Origin of the sequence: Burkholderia sp. M6-3 (genome assembly GCF_050858985.1) — a bacterium.
Lineage (GTDB): Bacteria > Pseudomonadota > Gammaproteobacteria > Burkholderiales > Burkholderiaceae > Paraburkholderia > Paraburkholderia caledonica.
In genome coordinates, this window is record NZ_CP110091.1 from 359,271 (window position 1) to 379,532 (window position 20,262).

Sequence of the window (20,262 nt, forward strand, 5' to 3'; positions counted from 1 at the left end):
TTGCATTTAACGACCCGTTCAAAAACGTGGCATTGCAACTGGAGACAGACTAATGAGCGAAGCAGACAACAGCACGCCGAACGCGGGCGCATTCAAACCTAAGAAATCCGTCGCGCTGTCCGGCGTGACCGCGGGCAACACGGCACTCTGCACGGTCGGCAAGACCGGCAACGATCTGCATTACCGCGGCTACGACATTCTCGACATCGCGGGCAATTGCGAGTTCGAGGAGATCGCGTATCTGCTCGTGCACGAAAAGCTGCCGACACAGGCCGAACTCACTGCCTACAAGACGAAGCTCAAGGCGTTGCGTGGCCTGCCCGCCAATGTGAAAGCCGCGCTCGAATGGATTCCCGCTGCCGCGCATCCAATGGACGTGATGCGCACCGGCGTCTCGGTGCTCGGCACCGTGCTGCCGGAGAAGGACGATCACAACCTGCCCGGCGCGCGCGATATCGCCGACAAACTGATGGCGTCGCTCGGCTCGATGCTGCTCTACTGGTACCACTATTCGCACAACGGCAAACGCATTGAAGTGGAAACCGACGACGATTCGATCGGCGGCCACTTTCTGCATCTGCTGCACGGTGTCGAGCCGTCGAAGTCGTGGGTCGATGCAATGCATGTGTCGCTGAACCTGTATGCCGAGCATGAGTTCAACGCGTCGACCTTCACGGGGCGCGTGATCGCGGGCACCGGTTCTGACATCTACTCGGCGATCACGGGCGCGATCGGCGCGCTGCGCGGACCGAAGCACGGCGGCGCAAACGAAGTCGCCTTCGAGATCCAGTCGCGCTACCAGACGCCGGACGAAGCGGAAAGCGATATCCGCCGGCGCGTTGAGAACAAGGAAGTGGTGATCGGCTTCGGTCACCCGGTCTACACGATCTCTGACCCGCGCAACAAGGTCATCAAGGAAGTGGCGAAGAAGCTTTCGAAGGAAGCGGGCAACAACAAGCTCTTCGACATCGCGGAAAGACTCGAATCGGTGATGTGGGAAGCGAAGAAGATGTTCCCCAACCTGGACTGGTTCAGCGCCGTGTCGTATCACATGATGGGCGTGCCCACGGCGATGTTCACGCCGCTTTTCGTCATTGCACGCACGGCTGGATGGAGCGCGCACATCATCGAACAGCGGATCGACAACAAGATCATTCGCCCGAGCGCAAATTACACCGGACCCGACGATCTGCCGTTCGTGCCGCTCGCGAAGCGCGGCTAACGCCGTCAGAGCCCTCGCGCAAGCACGTGGACCTGGCTCGCCGATATCCCGAGCCAGGGCCGCTCTTCGCCGTAGCGAGCTACACTAGACCGATTGCTTCACCCAGGCAGGAACGCGCCGTTAAAAACGCCCGCTCAATGCGATGGCCGCCGCTCTTGTTCCCGCATCATTACTGTTGGTCCCCCACGCCATGAATACTGCCTACCGCAAACGCCTTCCCGGCACCCAGCTTGATTTCTTCGATGCGCGTGCCGCCGTCGACGCAATCCAGGCCGGCGCATACGACAAGCTGCCGTACACGTCGCGCGTGCTCGCCGAAAATCTCGTGCGGCGCTGCGATCCGGTGACGCTCGTCGCGTCGTTGAAACAGATCGTGGAACGCAAGCGCGAACTGGATTTCCCGTGGTTTCCCGCGCGCGTGGTATGTCACGACATTCTCGGCCAGACCGCGCTGGTCGATCTCGCCGGTTTGCGGGACGCGATCGCCGCGCAAGGCGGCGACCCTGCGCTGGTCAATCCGGTGGTGCCGACGCAACTCGTCGTGGACCACTCGCTTGCCGTCGAGTGCGGCGGCTTCGACCCGGACGCGTTCGCGAAGAACCGGGCGATAGAAGACCGCCGCAATGAAGACCGCTTCGATTTCATCAACTGGACGAAGCGGGCGTTCCGGAACGTCGATGTGATTCCGCCGGGCAACGGCATCCTGCATCAGATCAACCTTGAACGCATGAGTCCGGTCGTGCAGGTGACCGACGGCGTCGCGTTTCCCGATACGCTGGTGGGCACGGACTCGCATACGCCGATGGTCGACGCGCTCGGCGTGATCGCGATCGGCGTCGGCGGACTGGAAGCGGAAAGTGTGATGCTGGGCCGCGCGTCGTATATGCGTCTGCCGGATATCGTCGGCGTGGACTTGACGGGTAAGCCCGCTGAAGGCATTACGGCAACCGACGTCGTGCTCTCGCTGACCGAGTTTCTGCGCAAGGAAAAAGTTGTCGGTGCATACCTCGAGTTCTTCGGCGAGGGTACGGCGAAGCTCACGCTCGGCGACCGCGCGACGATTGCGAACATGGCGCCCGAATTCGGCGCGACGGCCGCGATGTTCTATATCGACGAGCAGACCATCAAGTACCTGAAGCTCACCGGCCGCGACGACGAACTCGTGAAGCTCGTCGAAACGTACGCAAAAGAAGCCGGCTTGTGGGCCGACAGTCTCACGCATGCCGAGTACGAGCGCGTGCTGAAGTTCGATCTGTCCACGGTCGTGCGCACGCTCGCCGGGCCGTCGAATCCGCACCGGCGCTTGCCGGTTTCCGAACTGGCGGCGCGCGGCATCAGCGGCAAGGTCGAGAACGAGCCGGGCTTGATGCCCGACGGCGCGGTGATCATCGCGGCGATCACGAGCTGCACGAACACCAACAATCCGCGCAACATGATCGCGGCCGGCCTGCTCGCGCGTAACGCGAACCGGCGCGGGCTCACGCGCAAGCCGTGGGCGAAGACATCGCTCGCGCCCGGCTCGAAAGCCGTCACGTTGTATCTGGAAGAAGCGGGCTTGCTGCCCGAGCTCGAACAGCTTGGCTTCGGCGTCGTCGCGTATGCGTGCACGTCGTGCAACGGCATGTCCGGCGCGCTCGACCCGGCGATCCAGAAGGAGATCGTGGAGCGCGACCTGTATGCAACTGCCGTGCTGTCGGGCAACCGCAATTTCGACGGCCGCATTCATCCGTTCGCGAAGCAGGCGTTTCTTGCTTCGCCTCCGCTCGTGGTGGCTTATGCGATTGCGGGCACGATTCGCTTCGACATAGAGAAGGATGTGCTCGGTGTCGATGCCGATGGCAATAGCGTGACACTCAAGGACATCTGGCCGTCGGACGAAGAAATCGACGCAATCGTGGCTTCGAGCGTCAAGCCCGAGCAATTCCGCAAAGTGTACGAGCCGATGTTCGCGGTCTCGGTGGACACGCAGGAGAAAGCGAACCCGCTCTACGACTGGCGTCCGATGAGCACGTACATTCGCCGTCCGCCGTACTGGGAAGGCGCGCTTGCGGGTGAGCGCACGCTGCAGGGCATGCGTGCGCTCGCCGTGCTCGGCGACAACATTACGACCGACCACCTGTCGCCGTCGAATGCAATCTTGCCGGACAGCGCAGCAGGCGAATACCTGACGAAAATGGGTTTGCCCGAAGAAGATTTCAATTCGTACGCGACGCATCGCGGCGATCACCTGACGGCGCAACGCGCCACGTTCGCAAACCCGACGCTCAGGAACGAGATGGTGATCGAAGACGGCAAGGTGAAGGCCGGTTCGTTTGCACGCATCGAGCCGGAGGGCAAGATCACGCGCATGTGGGAAGCGATCGAAACTTATATGGAGCGCAAGCAGCCGCTGATCGTGATCGCCGGAGCCGACTATGGCCAGGGGTCGTCGCGTGACTGGGCGGCCAAGGGCGTGCGTCTTGCCGGCGCGGAAGCGATCGTCGCCGAAGGATTCGAACGGATTCACCGCACGAATCTTGTTGGCATGGGCGTGTTGCCGCTCGAATTCAAGCCGGGCGTGAACCGCATCACGCTGGCGATCGACGGCACCGAAACCTTCGACGTAATCGGCGAACGCAAGCCGCGCACGGATCTGACGCTGGTGATTCATCGCCGAAGCGGTGAGCGCGTCGAGGTGCCGGTGACCTGCCGGCTCGACACGGCCGAAGAGCTGTCCATCTACGAGGCCGGTGGCGTGCTGCAGCGTTTTGCGCAGGACTTTCTGGAGTCGTCGAAGGCGGCGGCTTAATCAATATCGTTCAGGACACTGTTTCATGGCGCATAAACCGCAGATCAGAATTCCGGCCACTTACATGCGTGGCGGCACGAGCAAAGGCGTGTTCTTCCGCTTGCAGGACTTGCCCGATGCGGCGCAAATGCCCGGCGCCGCGCGCGACGCGCTGCTGCTGCGCGTAATCGGCAGCCCGGACCCTTACGGCAAGCAGATTGACGGCATGGGCGGCGCGACGTCGAGCACGAGTAAGACGGTGATCATCGCTAAAAGCAGCAAGCCCGATCACGATGTGGATTACCTGTTCGGACAGGTGTCGATAGACAAGCCGTTTGTCGACTGGAGCGGCAATTGCGGCAATCTCTCTGCTGCAGTGGGCCCTTTCGCGATCAGCGCGGGGTTGGTCGAGGCGAACCGGATTCCGCGCGACGGCGTGGCGACCGTGCGGATCTGGCAGGCGAACATCGGCAAGACGATCATTGCGCACGTGCCGATGACCGACGGCGCAGTGCAGGAAACGGGCGACTTCGAACTCGACGGCGTGACCTTTCCAGCGGCGGAAGTGCAGCTCGAATTCATGGACCCCGCAGCGGAAGAAGACGGCGCCGGCGGCTCGATGTTCCCGACCGGCAATCTCGTCGACGATCTCGAGGTGCCGGGTGTCGGCACGCTCAAGGCAACCATGATCAACGCCGGCATCCCGACGATTTTCGTGAATGCCGAGGCGATCGGCTACAAGGGTACGGAGTTGCAGGACGCCATCAATAGCGATGAAAAGGCGCTCGCAATGTTCGAGACGATTCGCGCACACGGCGCGCTGCGCATGGGGCTGATCAAGCATCTGGACGAGATCGCGACGCGCCAGCACACGCCGAAGATCGCGTTCGTTGCGAAGCCGGCCGACTACGTGTCGTCGAGCGGCAAGCGGATCGGCTCGGGCGACGTGGATCTGCTGGTTCGCGCGATGTCGATGGGCAAGCTGCATCACGCGATGATGGGCACGGCCGCAGTGGCGATCGGTACTGCGGCGGCGATTCCGGGAACGTTGGTGAATCTGGCGGCTGGCGGCGGCGAGCGTGAAGCTGTGAGGTTCGGGCATCCGTCGGGGACGCTGCGGGTGGGGGCGGAGGCGGCAGTTGTCGGTGGCGAGTGGGTGGTCAGGAAGGCGGTGATGAGTCGCAGTGCGAGGGTTTTGATGGAGGGTTGGGTCAGGGTGCAAGGGTAGGGAGAGGCGCTCCGGTGCTGGCCGGATGCGCCGCGTCGAATACGGACTCGGACTGGGACCAGGACACGGACTTTTAGCGCGCCCGGTTGAACGTGCGTGGCTTCGCACTGGTTATAATCCCCGGGCCATCGAGAAACACTCAACGGTCAGGTCTGGAAGCTGTGATCGTGACCACGCATCGAGCCTGTCAGAATTTTAGTGTGCCGAGGTCATGAGACGATAACGGAAACAACGTCCTATGACCGAAGCAACTGTGACTAAGAAGATCAAGAACCCGAAGGCGCCGAAGCTGTTTCCCGATGAACTGATCGATCAACTGCTGGCGCAGATTCAAAACAAGGATGCGGAGTCGGTTCTCGGCGAATCGGGCCTGGCCGGGCAACTGAAGAAGCAACTGGCTGAGCGCATGCTGGCGGCGGAGCTCACGCATCACCTGGAGAACGAGGTTGAGCAAGGCAAGGCCGGCAACCACCGCAACGGCACGAGCCATAAGACGGTCATCACGCCCAACGGCGAACTGAATCTGGATATCCCGCGTGATCGGCAGGCAACGTTCGAGCCGCAACTGGTCGGCAAGTATCAACGCCGGCTGCCGGGCTTCGACGATCACGTCATCAGCATGTACGCGCGCGGCATGAGCGTGCGCGAGATCCAGGGCCATTTGCTGGAACTGTATGGCCTGCAGGTGTCGCCCGATCTGATTTCGACTGTCACCGATGAAGTGCTGGCCGAGGTCGAACAGTGGCAGCAACGCCCGCTTGAGGCGATGTATCCGATCGTGTATTTCGACGCACTTCGGCTGAAGATCCGCGACGAAGGCACGGTCAGGAACAAGGCGGTGTATCTCGCGCTGGGCATTCGCGCCGACGGCCGCAAGGAAGTGCTGGGTTTGTGGATCGAGCAAACCGAGGGAGCCAAGTTCTGGCTGAAGGTCTTCAACGAACTGAAGAACCGTGGCCTGCACGACATCCTGATCGCGGTGGTTGACGGTTTGCGCGGCTTCCCGGAGGCGATCGAAGCGGTCTATCCGGCCGCCCAGATTCAGACCTGCATCGTGCATCTGATCCGCAATTCGCTGAATCTGGCGAGCTGGAAGGACCGCAAGCCGTTGGCGGCTGCGCTCAAGCCGGTCTATCAGGCCGCCTCGGCCGAGGCGGCGGCAGTGGCGCTCGACGCCTTTGCGCAAAGCGAATGGGGCCGCAAATTCCCTACCGTCGCGGCCATGTGGCAACGCCAATGGGAACAGGTGATTCCCTTCTTCGCCTATCCCCCCGAGGTGCGTCGAATCGTTTATACGACCAACGCCATCGAGAGCATGCACATGCAGTTGCGCAAAATCGTCAAGAATCGCGGCCACTTCCCCAGCGACGAAGCCGCCAGCAAACTGCTGTATCTGGCCTTGCGCAACATCGAAAAGGATTGGAAGATGCCGCCTATCACCTGGCGGCAAGCTGTCAATCAGTTCGCCATTCTGTTCGGCGAGCGATTCACCGCCGCCATGAGCTGAGATTTTTTAACCGACCTCAGCACACAAAATTCCTGACACCTCCCACGCATCCGCCCACATGAGGCATGCGTCTGCCTCTGCTGGGCTGTGTTGCCCATCTCAACCGAATGCCCGCCGACCTACTGAAGTCTTAGCGAGATCGCACAATGAGTAAGAATAAACGCCGATCGCAAGCCGATTCTCGGCCACCCGTCGACGCTCTCCAGTACGAAAAGCTTGCGCTCTCGGCTTTCCATCTCTGTGACCGGCAGATGAACAAGCTCGACTCGTTGATCACGCTTGCGTCCACGATATGTAGGAATCCTGCTATCACGATTGACGAGCGACGCCGGCAGCAGACCATGCTGGAATTGCTCGTCAGCACCGGCGAGCAATATCAGCAGGAGCTTGCGTGTGACCGCGAACTCTTCCAGGTGATCGCACTCGACGCAAAAGGAGTGGCTAAGAAGCGCATCACGGCGAGCCGGGCGGCGCGCCTGCTTGAGGAAGCAAAGGAGGTCGCGTCGCGGGTGCCGGACATGAGCACCGGTCCGCAAGAGACCGCTTACGTCGATGAAGCGTCAAGCGACGACGTGGAAGCCGGACCCGGCCCCGACGTCACGCGCCATTGAACGCACACAGCGTTGCCGGCGACCGAAGGCCGCCGTTCTCCGTGCTGGTGTCCGTCTGACCACAGGTCGCCTTCGCAGCGTTACTTCGCCCCGTGTTTGGCCTGCCAGCGTTGCATGAAGCCGATTTCGTCATGCTGCGCCTTGATGATGTTTCTCGCCAGGCGCTTCAACTCCGGGTCTTTGCCGTACTTGAGTTCGACCTGCGCCATGTCTATCGCGCCCTGGTGGTGCGGGATCATGTGCGCGACGAAGTCTTTATCGGCGTTCCCCGTGTAGGCCGGCGCGCTCATGTCTTTCATCATCTTTTCGTCGGCGGCTTTGAATGCCGGCGTCGAGTCGCCGGAAGCCGCATCGGCTGAGGAAGACATGTCCATGCCGGGCATGGAGGCCGTATGTTGCGCGCGAACAGGCGCGGTGGCGACGGCACATGCCACGCCGCCGAACACGCACAATGCACGAAAAGCGCGAAGTTTCTTCATAGTCGATTCCCATTAAAAAGTTGTTCGAGCGACGCGCGGCTATCAGTCTCTCACCGACGGATGAAATCCCGCCGACGCGATTGCTTCCGTGAGTTGCGTCGATGTTAGCGTCGACGCGACCTTGACGATCTTCTTGGACACGTCGATGTCTACCGCGGCAGCCGGATCAAGACCGGCAATCGCGCGAGCAATCGCGTTTGCGCATCCGCCGCAAGACATATCCGGAACGGCTAATTCCAATTTCATTTTCAATCTCCTGAGAGAAGTCTCAAGACGATCTTGCACCTTCCCACGGCGGTAAGGTCAAGCCTGCGAGCATGCGTCTTTACCTTTACCGCTGACGTCAATCTGTGCCCTTCATTGGGAACGGTCCTACACAGGCGCTCGTCCGGGACGTCGATAATCGGCGTGACCTCAAGCGCAGGCCAGCGTTCGCAGCCTGCGCCAGTCGAGGTCTCACGATTCATCCACGCAGACTCATTCGCGCGATCATGCAAACCCAGTCCCCTGTATCACCCCAAGCCATTTCGCTCTGGTTCAACGAAGCGGAAGAAGCACGCCTCGCGGGTCGCTTCGACACGGCGCAGGCGCTTCTCGATCGAATCATTGTGCATGATTCGGCGCACGCGGCCGCGCTTTACTCGCGCGGACTGGTGGCGCTCGCACGGGACCAGCTGCCATTGGCACAACGTTGGATCGAGCGGGCGGTAGAAGTCGAGCCACAGCCGCCGTTCTTCGATATGTTGTGCCTCGTTCAGATCAGGCTGCGCGCGTTCGCGAGCATCGTGCAAACTGCCAGCGCGGGGCTCACGTATCAGCCGGATTCGCTTGCGCTTCACTATTACCTCGGCGTCGCGCTGCAGTTGCAAGGGCGTGCGGAAGAGGCGGCAGCAGTCTATCGCAGGTTGATCGAACTGAAGCCGGACTATGTGCAAGCGCACGCGAATCTGGGCGTCGTCGTGAAAGACCTGGGCTCGTTGAGCAAAGCCGAGCAGCACCTCAGACACGCCATGACGTTAGACCCGTCCAATCGTGGCGCGCGCGCAAGTCTCAGTCAGGTGCTGCTGGCAGCGGGCCGATACGAAGAAGCGTGGCCGTACTTTGAAGACCGTTGGGCCAATTTCGTCGATGCCGGCGGGCAGCCCATATCACAGCGGCCGGAACTCCCATGGCCGCAATGGAAGGGCGAGGATACCGGCGTGGCGGGCGGCGCGCGTCTGCTCGTTCTGCCGGAGCAAGGTCACGGCGACAGCCTGCAATTCGTGCGTTACCTACCGCTCGCACTCGAACGTTTTGCTCAGGTGGGCTATATCTGCCCGCCGTCGCTGCGGCGCCTATATGAAGAGTCGTTGTGTGCGCGCTGGCCGGGCCTGGTCATGCTCGACGACGTCATGCCTGATACCAAAGAGTGGGACTGGCAGTGTTCATTGATGTCGTTGCCCCTCGCATTCGGCACCCGCCTCGACAACATTCCGGCCGACGCGTATCTGCGCGCAGAGCCGCAGCGTTCGGCCGAGTGGCGTGCAAAACTCGGCGCGTTGTCGCGGCCGGACCTGCCGCGCGTCGGTGTCGTATGGGCCGGCGGCCACTCCGGGCTCACCGAAGATCGCGCGCGCAGCCTCACATCGGCGCAGTTCGCCCCATTGCTTTCTTTGTCGCGGATTCGCTGGATCAGCTTGCAGAAAGCCGACGACCTCGCGAAGCGTGCGAGCGCCTCGACAAAAGCGTATCTCACCGACTGGATGGACGACGTTTCGGACTTTGCGGACACCGCCGCGATCATCGACAACCTGGACCTCGTCATTTCGGTCGATACTTCGGTCGCTCATCTGGCAGCGGCAATGGGCAAGCCGGTCTGGTTGCTGAATCGTTTTGCCGGTTGCTGGCGATGGCTGCGCAATCGCGACGACAGCCCGTGGTATCCGACGGTGCGCATCTTCACGCAACCGCAACGGGGAAATTGGGACGAAGTCATCGAGCGCGTCGCGGCGCAATTGAAGCAGCGTTATGAACCGGGCATAACTTACCGTTCCTTTGTGCGCTAGCTAACTTAAAGCCGCGCCAGATTTACTGGATGGTGAGTTCGGGGTGCTAAGCTCGGGCGCTGTCGTGTTGTGATTTCTCTCGCCGGTAAGGCGGGTGCCGTTTGCCAAAATAATCGATCGAGAGGGGCCGGGCATGTTGAGAAAAGTCGTCGACAGGGCAAAACAGATCCGACGGAGCGAGCGATTCAAGCATTCCGTCGCCACGCCTCGCCGCATATCGCTTCATGCGATGCAGCGCCTCAACCGGGGCGTCTTTGCGATCGAGATCAAGGAGAACTCCGGCTTTTTCTCCGTCATGCAAATGGTGTTGTTCATCCTCATGTTTTGTGAGGAAAAATGCCTGACGCCGCGCATCAGCGCTCGCGGCGGCCTGTATGGCGATGTCGATGGAAAGGTCGACTGGTTCTCCGCGTTCTTCGAACCGGTACGCGCTCCGGCTGCCTTGCCGCTCGCGCGCAAGCTCAGGACTTCGACGGTTCGTGACCTCGTGCAGTTGGGGTTCCGGCAACGTTACGAGCACTTGCTGGAACTCGGCAGCGCAAGTGAACTGTTTTTTGCATACTATCGGCCGGCGCAGCATATCCTTCGCGAGGTCGATGCAGTCTGCGAGCACCTCGGCATCGGCGCCTTCACACTGGGCGCGCACTTCAGAGGCACTGACAAAACGCTCGAAGCGGTTCCCGTTTCGTGGAAAGACTTTTGCCGTCACGTCGAAACGACGCTAGCGGAAAATCCGCGTTTGAACCGCATCTTCATTTCAAGCGACGAACAGGCTTTTGTCGACTACTTCGTCGCGTGGCCGTTCAGCAAGCCGGTGAGCGTCGCGCCCGCGAGGCTGCTCGCGAACGGTGCGACGCCGGTTCATTTCAGCGGCTTTCCGGGGCTGGAAGTCGGTCGCGAAGCGCTGGTCTCCAGTTTGCTTTTGTCGCGCTGCGGCTATCTGGTCAAAACGCCGTCTTATCTGTCCGCATGGTCGCGAATCTTCAACCCCGCGCTGCCCGTCAAGCTCGTCGCTCCGCCGCGGCCAGATGCGTTCTGGTTTCCCGACAGCCGGCTGTGGCTCGAGCAGGAGGCGCGCGACAAAGCGGCTTGAATGCCGCGTCGCTGATGCCGCGCGACTGCCCGACTCGCGACATGCTCGAGCGGCTTGCGATATGCTTTTGTGACAAGCCGCGCGCCGAGCGCCCAAGCACATCACAAAGGACTCGCAACATGAAAGCCGTCAAGATCGGAACGCCTGCCAGCGTCGACAATCTCCAGTTGGTCGATATCGACGATCCGGGACAGCCGGGCCCGGGTCAGGTCCGCGTGCGTATTCACGCCAGCTCGTTGAACTTTCACGACTACGGCGTCGTAAGCGGCGTGCTCCCCGCCGACGCCGGGCGTATTCCAATGGCGGACGGCGCGGGTGTCGTCGAAGCGGTCGGCGAAGGCGTCGGCGAATTCAAGGCTGGCGACCCTGTGGTGTCGTGCTTCTTCCCGTCCTGGGAGAACGGTACGCCCACGATTGGCGACTTCAAAACCACACCCGGCGACGGCGTTGACGGCTATGCGCGCGAAGTCGTCGTGCTGCCGAGCCACTACTTTACGCATGCGCCGAAAGGCTACAGCCACGCCGAGGCCGCGACGCTCACCACGGCCGGACTGACGGCATGGCGCGCGCTGATCGTCGACGGTCAGTTGAAACCGGGTGCGACGGTGCTCGTGCTCGGTACCGGCGGCGTGTCGATCTTCGGCTTGCAGCTTGCCAAGGCGATGGGCGCCTCGGTGATCGCGACGTCCTCGTCGGATGCGAAGCTCGAAAAACTGCGCGCGCTCGGCGCCGATCATACGATCAACTATCGCGAGAATCCCGAGTGGGGCAAAACGGTGCGCTCATTGACCGGGGGCAGAGGCGTCGATCATGTGATCGAAGTGGGCGGTCCCGGCACGTTGCCGCAGTCGATCACCGCCTGCCGGATAGGCGGCCATATTGCGCTAATCGGCGTGCTGACCGGACGCGCGGGCCCGGTGCCCACCGCGGCGCTGATGGCACGGCAACAGCGGCTTCAGGGGCTGATCGTCGGCAGCCGGCAGGATCAGCGCGACATGACCCGCGCGCTCGAAGTGACTGGCATCAAGCCTGTCATCGACAGCACGTTCGAACTCGCGAGGCTCGGCGATGCGTTCAGGCACGAAGCGGCGGGCGCACACTTCGGAAAGATTTGCGTATCGATCTGAGCGCGACGCGGTTGAGCCTCCGCGCAGCGCGGTGACGCTCAATCGCGCTGCGCCAGATCTGCGAATGCGACGCCTTTGGCCCCGCATGCTTCGGTGAACGCTTCGTCGTAGCTGGAGAAGAACACGGTGCGGGTCAGCGCAAGCGTCGTGAACAGATCCACCAGCACCGCACGCGCGGCGGCGTCGAGTCCGCCAACGGGCTCGTCCGCGATCAGCACTTTCGTTTCGCCAATCACCGCGGCTGTCAGAAAGAACTTCTTGCGCGTGCCGAACGACATCTGTTCGAAACGCTTTTCCAGATGCGGCGTGAGTCCGAAGCGGTCGGCGAGCGCCAGCGTCGCGTCGCTGACCACCGCGTCTCTCGCCGAAGCCACGCGCTGCAGATATTCGCGACCGGTCGGATCAGGCGACGGCATGCAATCCTCCGGCACGTACGTCAGCAGCGATTGCGCGGCCTTACGCGCCGTCCGCAGTGAATGGTCGCCGATCCAGATTTCCCCTTCATCAGCCTCGATCACGCCGGCAAGCATGCCGAGCAAAGTAGATTTGCCGCTGCCGGACTCGTCGTTGAGCGCCACGCAGCCTGCGGCAGAGTCGTGCCACAGTCGCTGAAAGATGACGCGGTCGCCATAGCGCTTGCTGAGGTTTTTGAAACGAAGCATGAGAGTGACGTGTAGTGTGAGTCGCTACGCAATGCGCATTGTGAGGAGCGCGCGATCTTGGACGGGATGGCGAAGCCTACCAAAAACCCGGACGATTGCCCCGATTTACCGCGGCTTGGCGGCGGTATCGACGAAACGCTGGCCGCTAATCGCCAAACTGCATCGCCCTCACCAAAAAATAGGGCGGGGTGAAATGATAGGTCTACAGAATACGCGGCCTTTTTTGCGCTGCTAAACTGTGCGCCGGAGCAGTTTTCTTCCGCACTCATGCGCCACTCGCGCCCCCAATTTCCGCCAGCCTTAACCTGCGGGATAAGCGGTAGAAACAGGCCTTTTCTGCGATTTGGAAGAAGCAGCCGCACGGCATACTGGCTTATATGCGGCGGGTGAAAAAGGGACGCATGGTTGGGTGTCCTTTCTTCCAGGCAGGCATGGCGTCGCAATTGCCGATTCCTCTCCCAACCGCTCATCCTCTCTAATTCGATTTGTATCGGGGCTCGCTTGAGCCCGTTTTTGGAAGTGACTCATGAAGCCGGGAAAGAATTCGCTTGGGAAAACTCGCACGCGCAAAATCGTCGTTGCGGCGGCAGCGGTGCTCATCGCATTGACGCTCGCATTCAGTTTGTGGCATTACCAGAAGCGTTCCGCGCAGGTCGCGCCCGCGCTGACCGGCGTCGCCAACCAGATGCGCCACGACACGTCGGCCTGGACGCGCGAGGAGAAAGACGCATCGCAAATGCTGCGCGACATTCATGACGCGAAGGTTGCTGCAATCGGTGTGAGTCCCAGTGCGATTCTCGTGTCGAAGCGCGACGGCTCCAAATATTTCGTGACCGACCACAATGCGACCTTTTCGCACGCGCTGTTACTCGGCGAGCCGAAGAACGGCGACGCGGCTTCGTACCAACTGGTGTGGCTGCCCGACGCGGACATCCGAACGGGCGGTTCCAATTGGGTGCAGGCTTTCGACCAGACGCGCGACGTAATCAGCCTGCTGCTGCCGTTGCTGCTGATCGGCGGCATGGTGTGGTTCATGCGCCGTGAGATGCGCGGCGGCGCGACGTTGCTGGGCAAGGCGCCCACGCTGCGCTTTGACGACGTGATCGGCGCCGGCGAAGCGAAGGCGGCGCTCGCGGACATTCGCGGCTATCTGTCGAACCCGAAGCAATTCACGTCGATGGGCGTACGAGCGCCGTGCGGCATCCTGATGGTCGGCGGCCCCGGCGTGGGCAAAACGCGGCTCGCACAGGCCTTGGCAGGAGAATGCGGCGCGAGTTTCATCTCGATCACCGGCAGCTACTTCAGCGCGAAGTATTACGGTGTTGGCATCCAGAAGGTCAAACATCTGTTCGAAATGGCGCGCAAGAATGCGCCCACGGTCATCTTCATCGACGAAGCCGACGGCCTCGCGAAGCGCACCGACACGGGCGGCGGTCCCGTCGAAGCGGAGAGCAACCGCATCATCAATCAGTTGCTTGCGGAAATGGACGGCTTTGCTTCGAACGAAGGCGTGATTATCGTCGCGGCCACCAATCATCCGGACAATCTGGACGAGGCGTTGCGGCGGCCCGGCCGTTTCGATCGCACCGTGCAGGTTCGCCTGCCCGATCGCGAGGACCGCGCGAAGATCTTCCGTTTCTATGCCGAAAAGCTGAAGTCGAAGGCCGCGGACATCGACTACGATCAACTCGCGCGCCTTACCACCGGCTTGTCGCCGGCGACCGTCGCGATGGTCGTGAATCAGGCGGGGCTCGTCGCGCGCAAAGCCGGCGACACGGAAATCGCGGCAAAGCATTTCATCGAGGCGATCAAGATCGCGCGTATCGGCGACGTGAGCGGTGCGGAACGCGCATTGACCGAGGACGAACGCACGCGTATCGCCGTGCATGAAGCCGGGCATGGGCTGGTTGCAGCGCTGCTCGGCACCGGCGTACTCGAAGAGGTCACGATTCTGCCACGTGGAGGCGCGCTGGGCGTCGCGCTTATCACCAAGGCGCAGGACAAGCATCTTTATCGTGAGACTGAGATCCGTAATGAAGTGAAGGTCTTGCTCGGCGGTCGTAACGCGGAGATCCTGGCGTTTTCCGAAGCATCCAGCGGTGCCGCCTCCGATCTGCAGGAAGCGTCTCGTATCAGCCTCGACATGGTGTCGAAGTTCGGCTTCAACAGCGACGGCAATCTCTTTAGCCTCGCCGCTTTGCCCTCGCAATACGCGGGTTTGCAGATGAAGGGTGCGATCGAGCAGGCAAACGTGCTGCTCAAGGAGTTGAACGAGCAGTGCTATAGCCTTCTGCACGCGTATGAACCTGTGCTGCGCGCTATCGCCGATGAACTTCTCGAGCAGGAAACCGTGCCGGGCGAAACGGTGTATCGCCTGATCAAAGAGCACAAGAGCACGCTGAAGATCGTGCACGAGCCCGAGGCGGCCTGAGCGGCCACGCACTACTACTACGGTTGAGCGGCCTGACACCACCGCGCTACGCGAAGTCCGACGGTCCCGGAGGTGGAACCCCGGGAGGCGTTTCTGTCTCGCCCAACGGATCGCGCTTGGCTTCGTCGTCATCGGCAGGCAGCGAGTCTGCGCCTTTTTCCGGCAGAGGCTGGTCGAGCCCCGGTTCGACCGGTGTCGGGATTGCATCGCCAATGGGCTTCGAGACCTCGGTCGGCGGACCGCCCGGATCGGCCGATTTGTCCTGGTCATGCTCGTCCGGGCTATTGGGCTGAGTGGCCACGGCGCATCTCCAGTTGGTAACGGTCATGTCATCTGTCAGCAACCGCTGTGCCATGAGCGCAACCTCATGCAACCTCATGCGGCGTCTGAAGCGGTTCCCTTGTCCGGCAACGCACGCCCGCTATTCTGCTTCTCCGGTGAAGTGGACGTCAGCGTTGCCGCGTCCCTCGACTCAGCACTTACCTTGTCCGAAGCGGCATGCCGCGTCTTCAAACGAAGGATGGGTTCTTCGATGATTCGCCACGACAGCACCGCCAGGCCAAGCGAAATCGCAAACGACGCCCCAATCCCGGCCACATGTGCCCACAGCGGCACCACACCGCCGAACAGTGCTTGCGCACGATGATTGCGCGTCAGGTCCGGCACGAGGTTGTGATACAGATAGAAGCCATAGCTGATGCGTCCGAGGCCCGCAAGCCAGGGCGCTTCCAGCAGAGCCAGCACGACCGCATTCCGGCAGCACGCAATCGAACACACCAGGGCCGCTATGCACAGCCCATACGCGCCGCTGACGACGGTAAAGAGCAGGGGATTCTCGATGTCGCTCCACGCCGGCTCGGTTGCACAAAAGCCCACGAGACTAAGGCTTAAAACAAACAGGGTGGCGCCGTGTCCGAGCCAGGCGCGCACACCTCGTGCACCGCCTGCACCACGTGCACCGTCTACACCGCCGGCGTTCTCCGAAATCATCAAGCCGCCCATTCCACCGAGCGCCAGCAACCAGAAGTTGCTCAACGGATGCGTGTAGATCGTGATCTCCTGCCAATGCGCGGCACGCATCGCAAGAAGCGAAACCAGTCCCGTCACGACGATCAGCGTGCATATCGCCAGATGCCGCCGCGCTGCGAGCAGCAACAGGAGCGGTGCAACCACGAGATAGAACTGCTCCTCGATCGCAAGACTCCACAAATGCGAGTAGCGCCCCGGCCAGTAGTGCAGCACCGAGCCGATCCAGAAGTTCGACAGGTAGGCGAAGTGATACGGCATGCCGCTCGCGAGTTCCGGACTCGCCATGCCGACGAGCATCAGCGCGCCCATCACCGTGAGCATCAGGTAATAGATCGGAAAGATTCGCAGCGTCCGCCGAAACAGGAAGCGCTTGAGTTCTGCTCCGAAAACGCTGCGGCTCTGCTCGATGCGCTGCCGCTGGGCCGACAGAATGCCGATGATCAGAAAGCCGCTCAGCGCGAAGAAGATCCACACGCCCAGATGGCCTATCTCGCCAATGTCGCCGAATAGCCGGTGTTGCAGAAAGACCATCAGGACTGCAATGGCGCGCAGTCCGTCGAAGCCGGCAATCCTGTTGTTCATGTGAGTGTCTTCCAATGCGAGGGCGGTGCGCGGCGCGCGACCGTTCAGGTCGGTAATGGAAGGACCGGTGCCGCGCAAATGAAAGCTCGATCACGCAAACGAGCAGCGGCAAAAAGAAGGCGTCGCACTGACGCTCAACGCGCCCGCCGAACGCAGGTCGGCGGGCAAGCGTGTCCGGTCCACATGAGTGGCCGCCGTGCGGAGATACTTTCGTGCAGGTTGCGCGAACTCCGACGGTCATGCATGAATTCATCCTACGATGAAAAAAAGCAAAAAAAATCGCATCGTGCGATGAGCCGATTTTTTTCCAGGACGCGAGTCTGCCGTCTTTGCTCGTTCCACATGAAAGCCGCAAAAGTTGCTGCAAATCCAATGCGCGGCGAATCACTCTTACCGCATGCCGACAAGCGGATTTCAGATTGCCAGCGCGGCGGCGCGAAAAACAGGCTGCTTGTCAGCACATACAACTTGACCGCACGGCATCGGCAATAAGGCGATATCTTGACGCGTTGCTGGATAACTTTCCTGCGAGAACACGAATGGAAATTCGCCGCGGACGCTCCCTCGAAGTGGACTTCTTTCGCGGCGTCGTGCTGATCGTCATCGTGCTGGACCACATGCCCAGCAGCACGCTTTCTCACCTGATGCTGCATGCTTACGCACTTTGCGATTCGGCTGAGGTGTTCGTGTTCCTCGGCGGCTACGCGTCGGCGGCGGCGTACACAGCGGTGGTTGCGGCCCGCGGAGAGCGGGCCGCCAAGCTGCGCTTCGTGCGACGCTGCTGGGAGATCTACCGGGCTTATCTGTTGACGGCAGTACTCACGCTGCTCTCAGGCGCGGCGCTCGCATTTCTGCGACTGAACCACCCGATGGTCGAGCTTACCGGCTGGCCGCCGTTCGCCATGCAGCCCCTGCATCAGACGTTCGAAATCGCGGTGTTGCGACGGCAGCCCTACCTGTCGAGCGTGTTACCGATGTACCTGTTCTTCGCGCTCTGCGTGCCCCTTGTGGTGCCGCTGGCGCTGCGCTCGCGCATCCTGGCGCTCCTGCTCAGCACGGTTGTCTGGTGGCTCGCGCGGCCGCTAGCCGGGCTATTGAGCATTGACGACATGGCCGAGTGGGCTTTTAATCCGTTTGCATGGCAACTGATGTTCGTGCTCGGCATTGTGTGCCGGCTCGCGCCCATCAGCGAGCAGTTTCATGCCGGCGAGGCGGCGCGCTGGTTCACGCGTGCCGCGATTGCCGCGGTGCTCGCGTTTGCCGCCGTCAAACTGTTCGTGCTGACGCAGCCGTTGGCCGGCACCCTTAAACAGAATCTTTCCGTGGATCGCGTGATCAACTTCATTGTCATTGCCTGGCTTGCCGCGCGGCTCGTGCGCATGGGCAGCATCGCGCGGCTCGCGCAGCGTTTGCCCGCCGTGGTCACCGTGGGCCGGACCGGCCTCGTATGTTTTGTCGGCGGCACGCTGGTGTCGTTGATCGTGGACACAGCGACGCCGCATACGTTCCACGGCTTTCGCGGCGTATTGATCGGACTGGCCGGAGACTTCGTCGCCATTGGTGCGCTGCTCATGCTTGCGCGCGGCTGGCACGGCTGGAAGGGACAGCAGTTGCGTGCGGCTGCGAGCGGCGCGCGTTGCGGATGAGGGCGTGGTCGCGCCGCATGCGTTTCATGCGAACTCCAGGTGTCCGCGCATGGGCGCTCGCGGCCGCCGTTGCCGGTACTCCGCTGGGGCCGGGTGCTCATACGGCGTTCGCCGCGCAGAAGGAGGCGCCGCTCTCCATGCGTTGCGCCGAATTCGCGGGTGCCGTGTTGCCGCCGGAGGTTATCGCGTTGCCCACGGCCGGCGCGCAGATCGAGAGCGCTTCGATGGTCGGTGCAACCGCGCCGGGCAATCAGCAAGGCGGCGAGTATTGCCGCATCACGGGTCGTATCAAGGCACTTAAAGCGACTACACCCGACATCCGCTTCGACCTGAATCTGCCGCGGCGCTGGAACGGCCGCGCGCTGCAAATCGGCGGAGGCGGCTATAACGGCGTCGTGGTGAGCGGCACGGGCGTGATGCCGTTCTCGCCGGATCGCGCGCCGCTCGCGCAAGGCTATGCGACCTTCGGCGACGATTCCGGACATGTCGGCGATTCCTCGCTCGCGGTGTTCGGTCTCGTCGACGAAGCCGTGACGAACTTCGGCTATGCGCATCTGAAGAAGACACACGACGCCGCGCTTGCACTGATTGCGCGGGCTTACGGTCGGCCACCGCAGCGTATGTACTTTGGCGGCGGCTCAACGGGTGGCCGCGAAGGCTACACGGTGATACAGCGCTTTCCCGACGACTACGACGGCGTGATCGCCAATTCGCCCGCGCTCAACTTTTCGGGCGTTCGCCTGATCGGCGTCAAGCTCGGCCAGGCGGAATATGCAACGCCGGGCGGCTATGTTCCGCCGTTGCTGCTGGAGCAGGTCTATCAACGCACGCTCGGCGTGTGCGACCGGCTGGACGGCGCCGCGGACGGTATTGTGAGCGACGTCCCCGCATGCCGCGAGCATGAATCGGAAATCATTGAGTCGTTGCGTTGCGCGGGACGCTCGACTTCGAACGAGCAATGCTTGAGCGAGTCGCAACTCGCCACGTTGATGGTGATGCGCGACGGGTTGTCGCTGCCGTACAAACTCGCTTGGGATGTCGCCGGCTATCGCGGCTACAACGTGTTCCAAGGTACGCACCTGACAGGCTCGCTCGGATTGGGACATCAAGCTGAGCGCCTCGCCGTGCCCAGGTTTTTTGCCAACGGCTATTTGTTCGCGCAAGGTGACGGCTACATACGCTACTTCGTTGCGCGTGACGCGGGCTTCGACTCGCTCAGATTCGACCCGCAACGTCCGGGCAAATATCGCGCACAATTGACCGCGCTTTCCGAAACCATCGGCGCGATGAATACGGACGTTGCGCGCTACATTGCGCACGGCGGCAAGCTCATTACGCTGCAAGGTCTCGCCGACGAAGTCATTAGCCCGAATCAGACGATTGCTTACCATCAGGCATTGGTCGATCGCTACGGGGTGGACCAGGTCAATCGGTTCATGCGCCTTTACATGGTGCCCGGTTTTCAGCACGGCAGCGGCGCATTCATTCCTTCGGTGGACCTGCTCGGTGCGCTCGATAACTGGGTGACGCGCGGAGCGTCGCCGGAAACGTTGATCGCCACCGACATCGCCGCGGCGACCAATGGACGCTCGCGCCCACTGTGCCGCTATCCGCTGTTTCCACGCTATACGGGTAAGGGCAATGTGAATCTTGCAAGCAGCTTCGTGTGCACGGAACCCTGACCATGTGCTGCGATTCTGCTTCGATGCAACGCGCGACTTCTTTACATTGGAGCCGTTGCAAAATCCACCATCCGGTTCGCGGCGTCGCGGCGCGGTTCGAAAACAGAAGGACGGCGACGCCGCGCAGCGGCACCGCCGTCCTTCCTAACGC

The 20,262-nt window shown here is 61.7% G+C and carries 17 protein-coding genes; 12 read left to right on the top strand and 5 right to left on the bottom strand.

The features are described 5' to 3' along the window. The first annotated feature begins 52 nt into the window (after positions 1-52). The 5 genes from prpC (at position 53) to OH764_RS18940 (ending at position 7,335) form a co-directional block, all read left to right on the top strand. On the top strand, positions 53-1,222 hold the full coding sequence (gene prpC / locus OH764_RS18920; RefSeq protein WP_310068771.1) for a bifunctional 2-methylcitrate synthase/citrate synthase: 1,170 nt from the start codon (positions 53-55) through the stop codon (positions 1,220-1,222). 190 nt (positions 1,223-1,412) lie between these two features. Continuing rightward, positions 1,413-4,010, top strand: a complete 2,598-nt coding sequence (gene acnD / locus OH764_RS18925) for a Fe/S-dependent 2-methylisocitrate dehydratase family protein (protein ID WP_498850317.1) — start codon at positions 1,413-1,415, stop codon at positions 4,008-4,010. Positions 4,011-4,035: 25 nt separating this feature from the next. Beyond that, positions 4,036-5,217, top strand: a complete 1,182-nt coding sequence (prpF, locus tag OH764_RS18930) for a 2-methylaconitate cis-trans isomerase PrpF (protein WP_458048285.1) — start codon at positions 4,036-4,038, stop codon at positions 5,215-5,217. 238 nt (positions 5,218-5,455) lie between these two features. Then, complete coding sequence (locus OH764_RS18935; protein ID WP_408968216.1) at positions 5,456-6,724, top strand: IS256 family transposase; 1,269 nt, start codon at positions 5,456-5,458, stop codon at positions 6,722-6,724. 146 nt (positions 6,725-6,870) lie between these two features. After that, positions 6,871-7,335 (top strand): hypothetical protein, encoded by a 465-nt coding sequence (locus OH764_RS18940; protein ID WP_498850318.1) that lies wholly within the window; start codon positions 6,871-6,873, stop codon positions 7,333-7,335. Between the two features lie 80 nt (positions 7,336-7,415). Here OH764_RS18940 and copM read toward each other — a convergent pair whose 3' ends face one another. After that, positions 7,416-7,814 (bottom strand): DUF305 domain-containing protein, encoded by a 399-nt coding sequence (copM, locus tag OH764_RS18945; protein WP_498850319.1) that lies wholly within the window; start codon positions 7,812-7,814, stop codon positions 7,416-7,418. A 42-nt stretch (positions 7,815-7,856) separates the two neighbouring features. After that, complete coding sequence (locus tag OH764_RS18950; RefSeq protein ID WP_498851240.1) at positions 7,857-8,054, bottom strand: heavy-metal-associated domain-containing protein; 198 nt, start codon at positions 8,052-8,054, stop codon at positions 7,857-7,859. Between the two features lie 251 nt (positions 8,055-8,305). Between OH764_RS18950 and OH764_RS18955 the strand changes: the two genes are divergently transcribed. The 3 genes from OH764_RS18955 (at position 8,306) to OH764_RS18965 (ending at position 12,079) form a co-directional block, all read left to right on the top strand. Then, the gene (locus tag OH764_RS18955) at positions 8,306-9,859 is read left to right on the top strand and encodes a tetratricopeptide repeat protein (RefSeq protein ID WP_498850320.1); all 1,554 of its coding nucleotides are present in this window, start codon (positions 8,306-8,308) and stop codon (positions 9,857-9,859) included. Between the two features lie 133 nt (positions 9,860-9,992). Then, positions 9,993-10,952 (top strand): O-fucosyltransferase family protein, encoded by a 960-nt coding sequence (locus OH764_RS18960; protein ID WP_498850321.1) that lies wholly within the window; start codon positions 9,993-9,995, stop codon positions 10,950-10,952. Between the two features lie 119 nt (positions 10,953-11,071). Beyond that, entirely contained in the window at positions 11,072-12,079 is a 1,008-nt protein-coding gene (locus OH764_RS18965; protein WP_498850322.1) for a zinc-dependent alcohol dehydrogenase family protein, read from the top strand. A gap of 38 nt (positions 12,080-12,117) precedes the next feature. On the opposite strand, the gene OH764_RS18970 is transcribed toward OH764_RS18965, so the two are convergent. Then, a complete protein-coding gene (locus OH764_RS18970; RefSeq protein ID WP_498850323.1) occupies positions 12,118-12,741 on the bottom strand; it encodes an ABC transporter ATP-binding protein in 624 nt (207 codons plus the stop codon). Between the two features lie 526 nt (positions 12,742-13,267). On the opposite strand from OH764_RS18970, the gene OH764_RS18975 reads away from it, so the two are divergent. Beyond that, positions 13,268-15,172, top strand: coding sequence for an ATP-dependent metallopeptidase FtsH/Yme1/Tma family protein (locus OH764_RS18975; protein ID WP_498850324.1), 1,905 nt, complete (start codon positions 13,268-13,270; stop codon positions 15,170-15,172). Positions 15,173-15,218: 46 nt separating this feature from the next. On the opposite strand, the gene OH764_RS18980 is transcribed toward OH764_RS18975, so the two are convergent. Continuing rightward, a complete protein-coding gene (locus OH764_RS18980; protein ID WP_498850325.1) occupies positions 15,219-15,473 on the bottom strand; it encodes a hypothetical protein in 255 nt (84 codons plus the stop codon). Between the two features lie 74 nt (positions 15,474-15,547). Next, positions 15,548-16,783, bottom strand: a complete 1,236-nt coding sequence (locus OH764_RS18985; protein ID WP_498850326.1) for an acyltransferase family protein — start codon at positions 16,781-16,783, stop codon at positions 15,548-15,550. Positions 16,784-17,026: 243 nt separating this feature from the next. Between OH764_RS18985 and OH764_RS18990 the strand changes: the two genes are divergently transcribed. The 3 genes from OH764_RS18990 to OH764_RS19000 are packed head-to-tail and all read left to right on the top strand — an operon-like array spanning position 17,027 to position 20,111. Continuing rightward, positions 17,027-17,275 carry a hypothetical protein gene (locus OH764_RS18990; RefSeq protein ID WP_498850327.1) on the top strand — a complete coding sequence of 83 codons (249 nt, stop codon included), beginning with the start codon at positions 17,027-17,029 and terminating at the stop codon, positions 17,273-17,275. Between the two features lie 47 nt (positions 17,276-17,322). After that, complete coding sequence (locus tag OH764_RS18995; protein WP_498850328.1) at positions 17,323-18,429, top strand: OpgC domain-containing protein; 1,107 nt, start codon at positions 17,323-17,325, stop codon at positions 18,427-18,429. A gap of 26 nt (positions 18,430-18,455) precedes the next feature. Continuing rightward, positions 18,456-20,111 carry a tannase/feruloyl esterase family alpha/beta hydrolase gene (locus OH764_RS19000; protein ID WP_498850329.1) on the top strand — a complete coding sequence of 552 codons (1,656 nt, stop codon included), beginning with the start codon at positions 18,456-18,458 and terminating at the stop codon, positions 20,109-20,111. Positions 20,112-20,262: the final 151 nt, after the last annotated feature.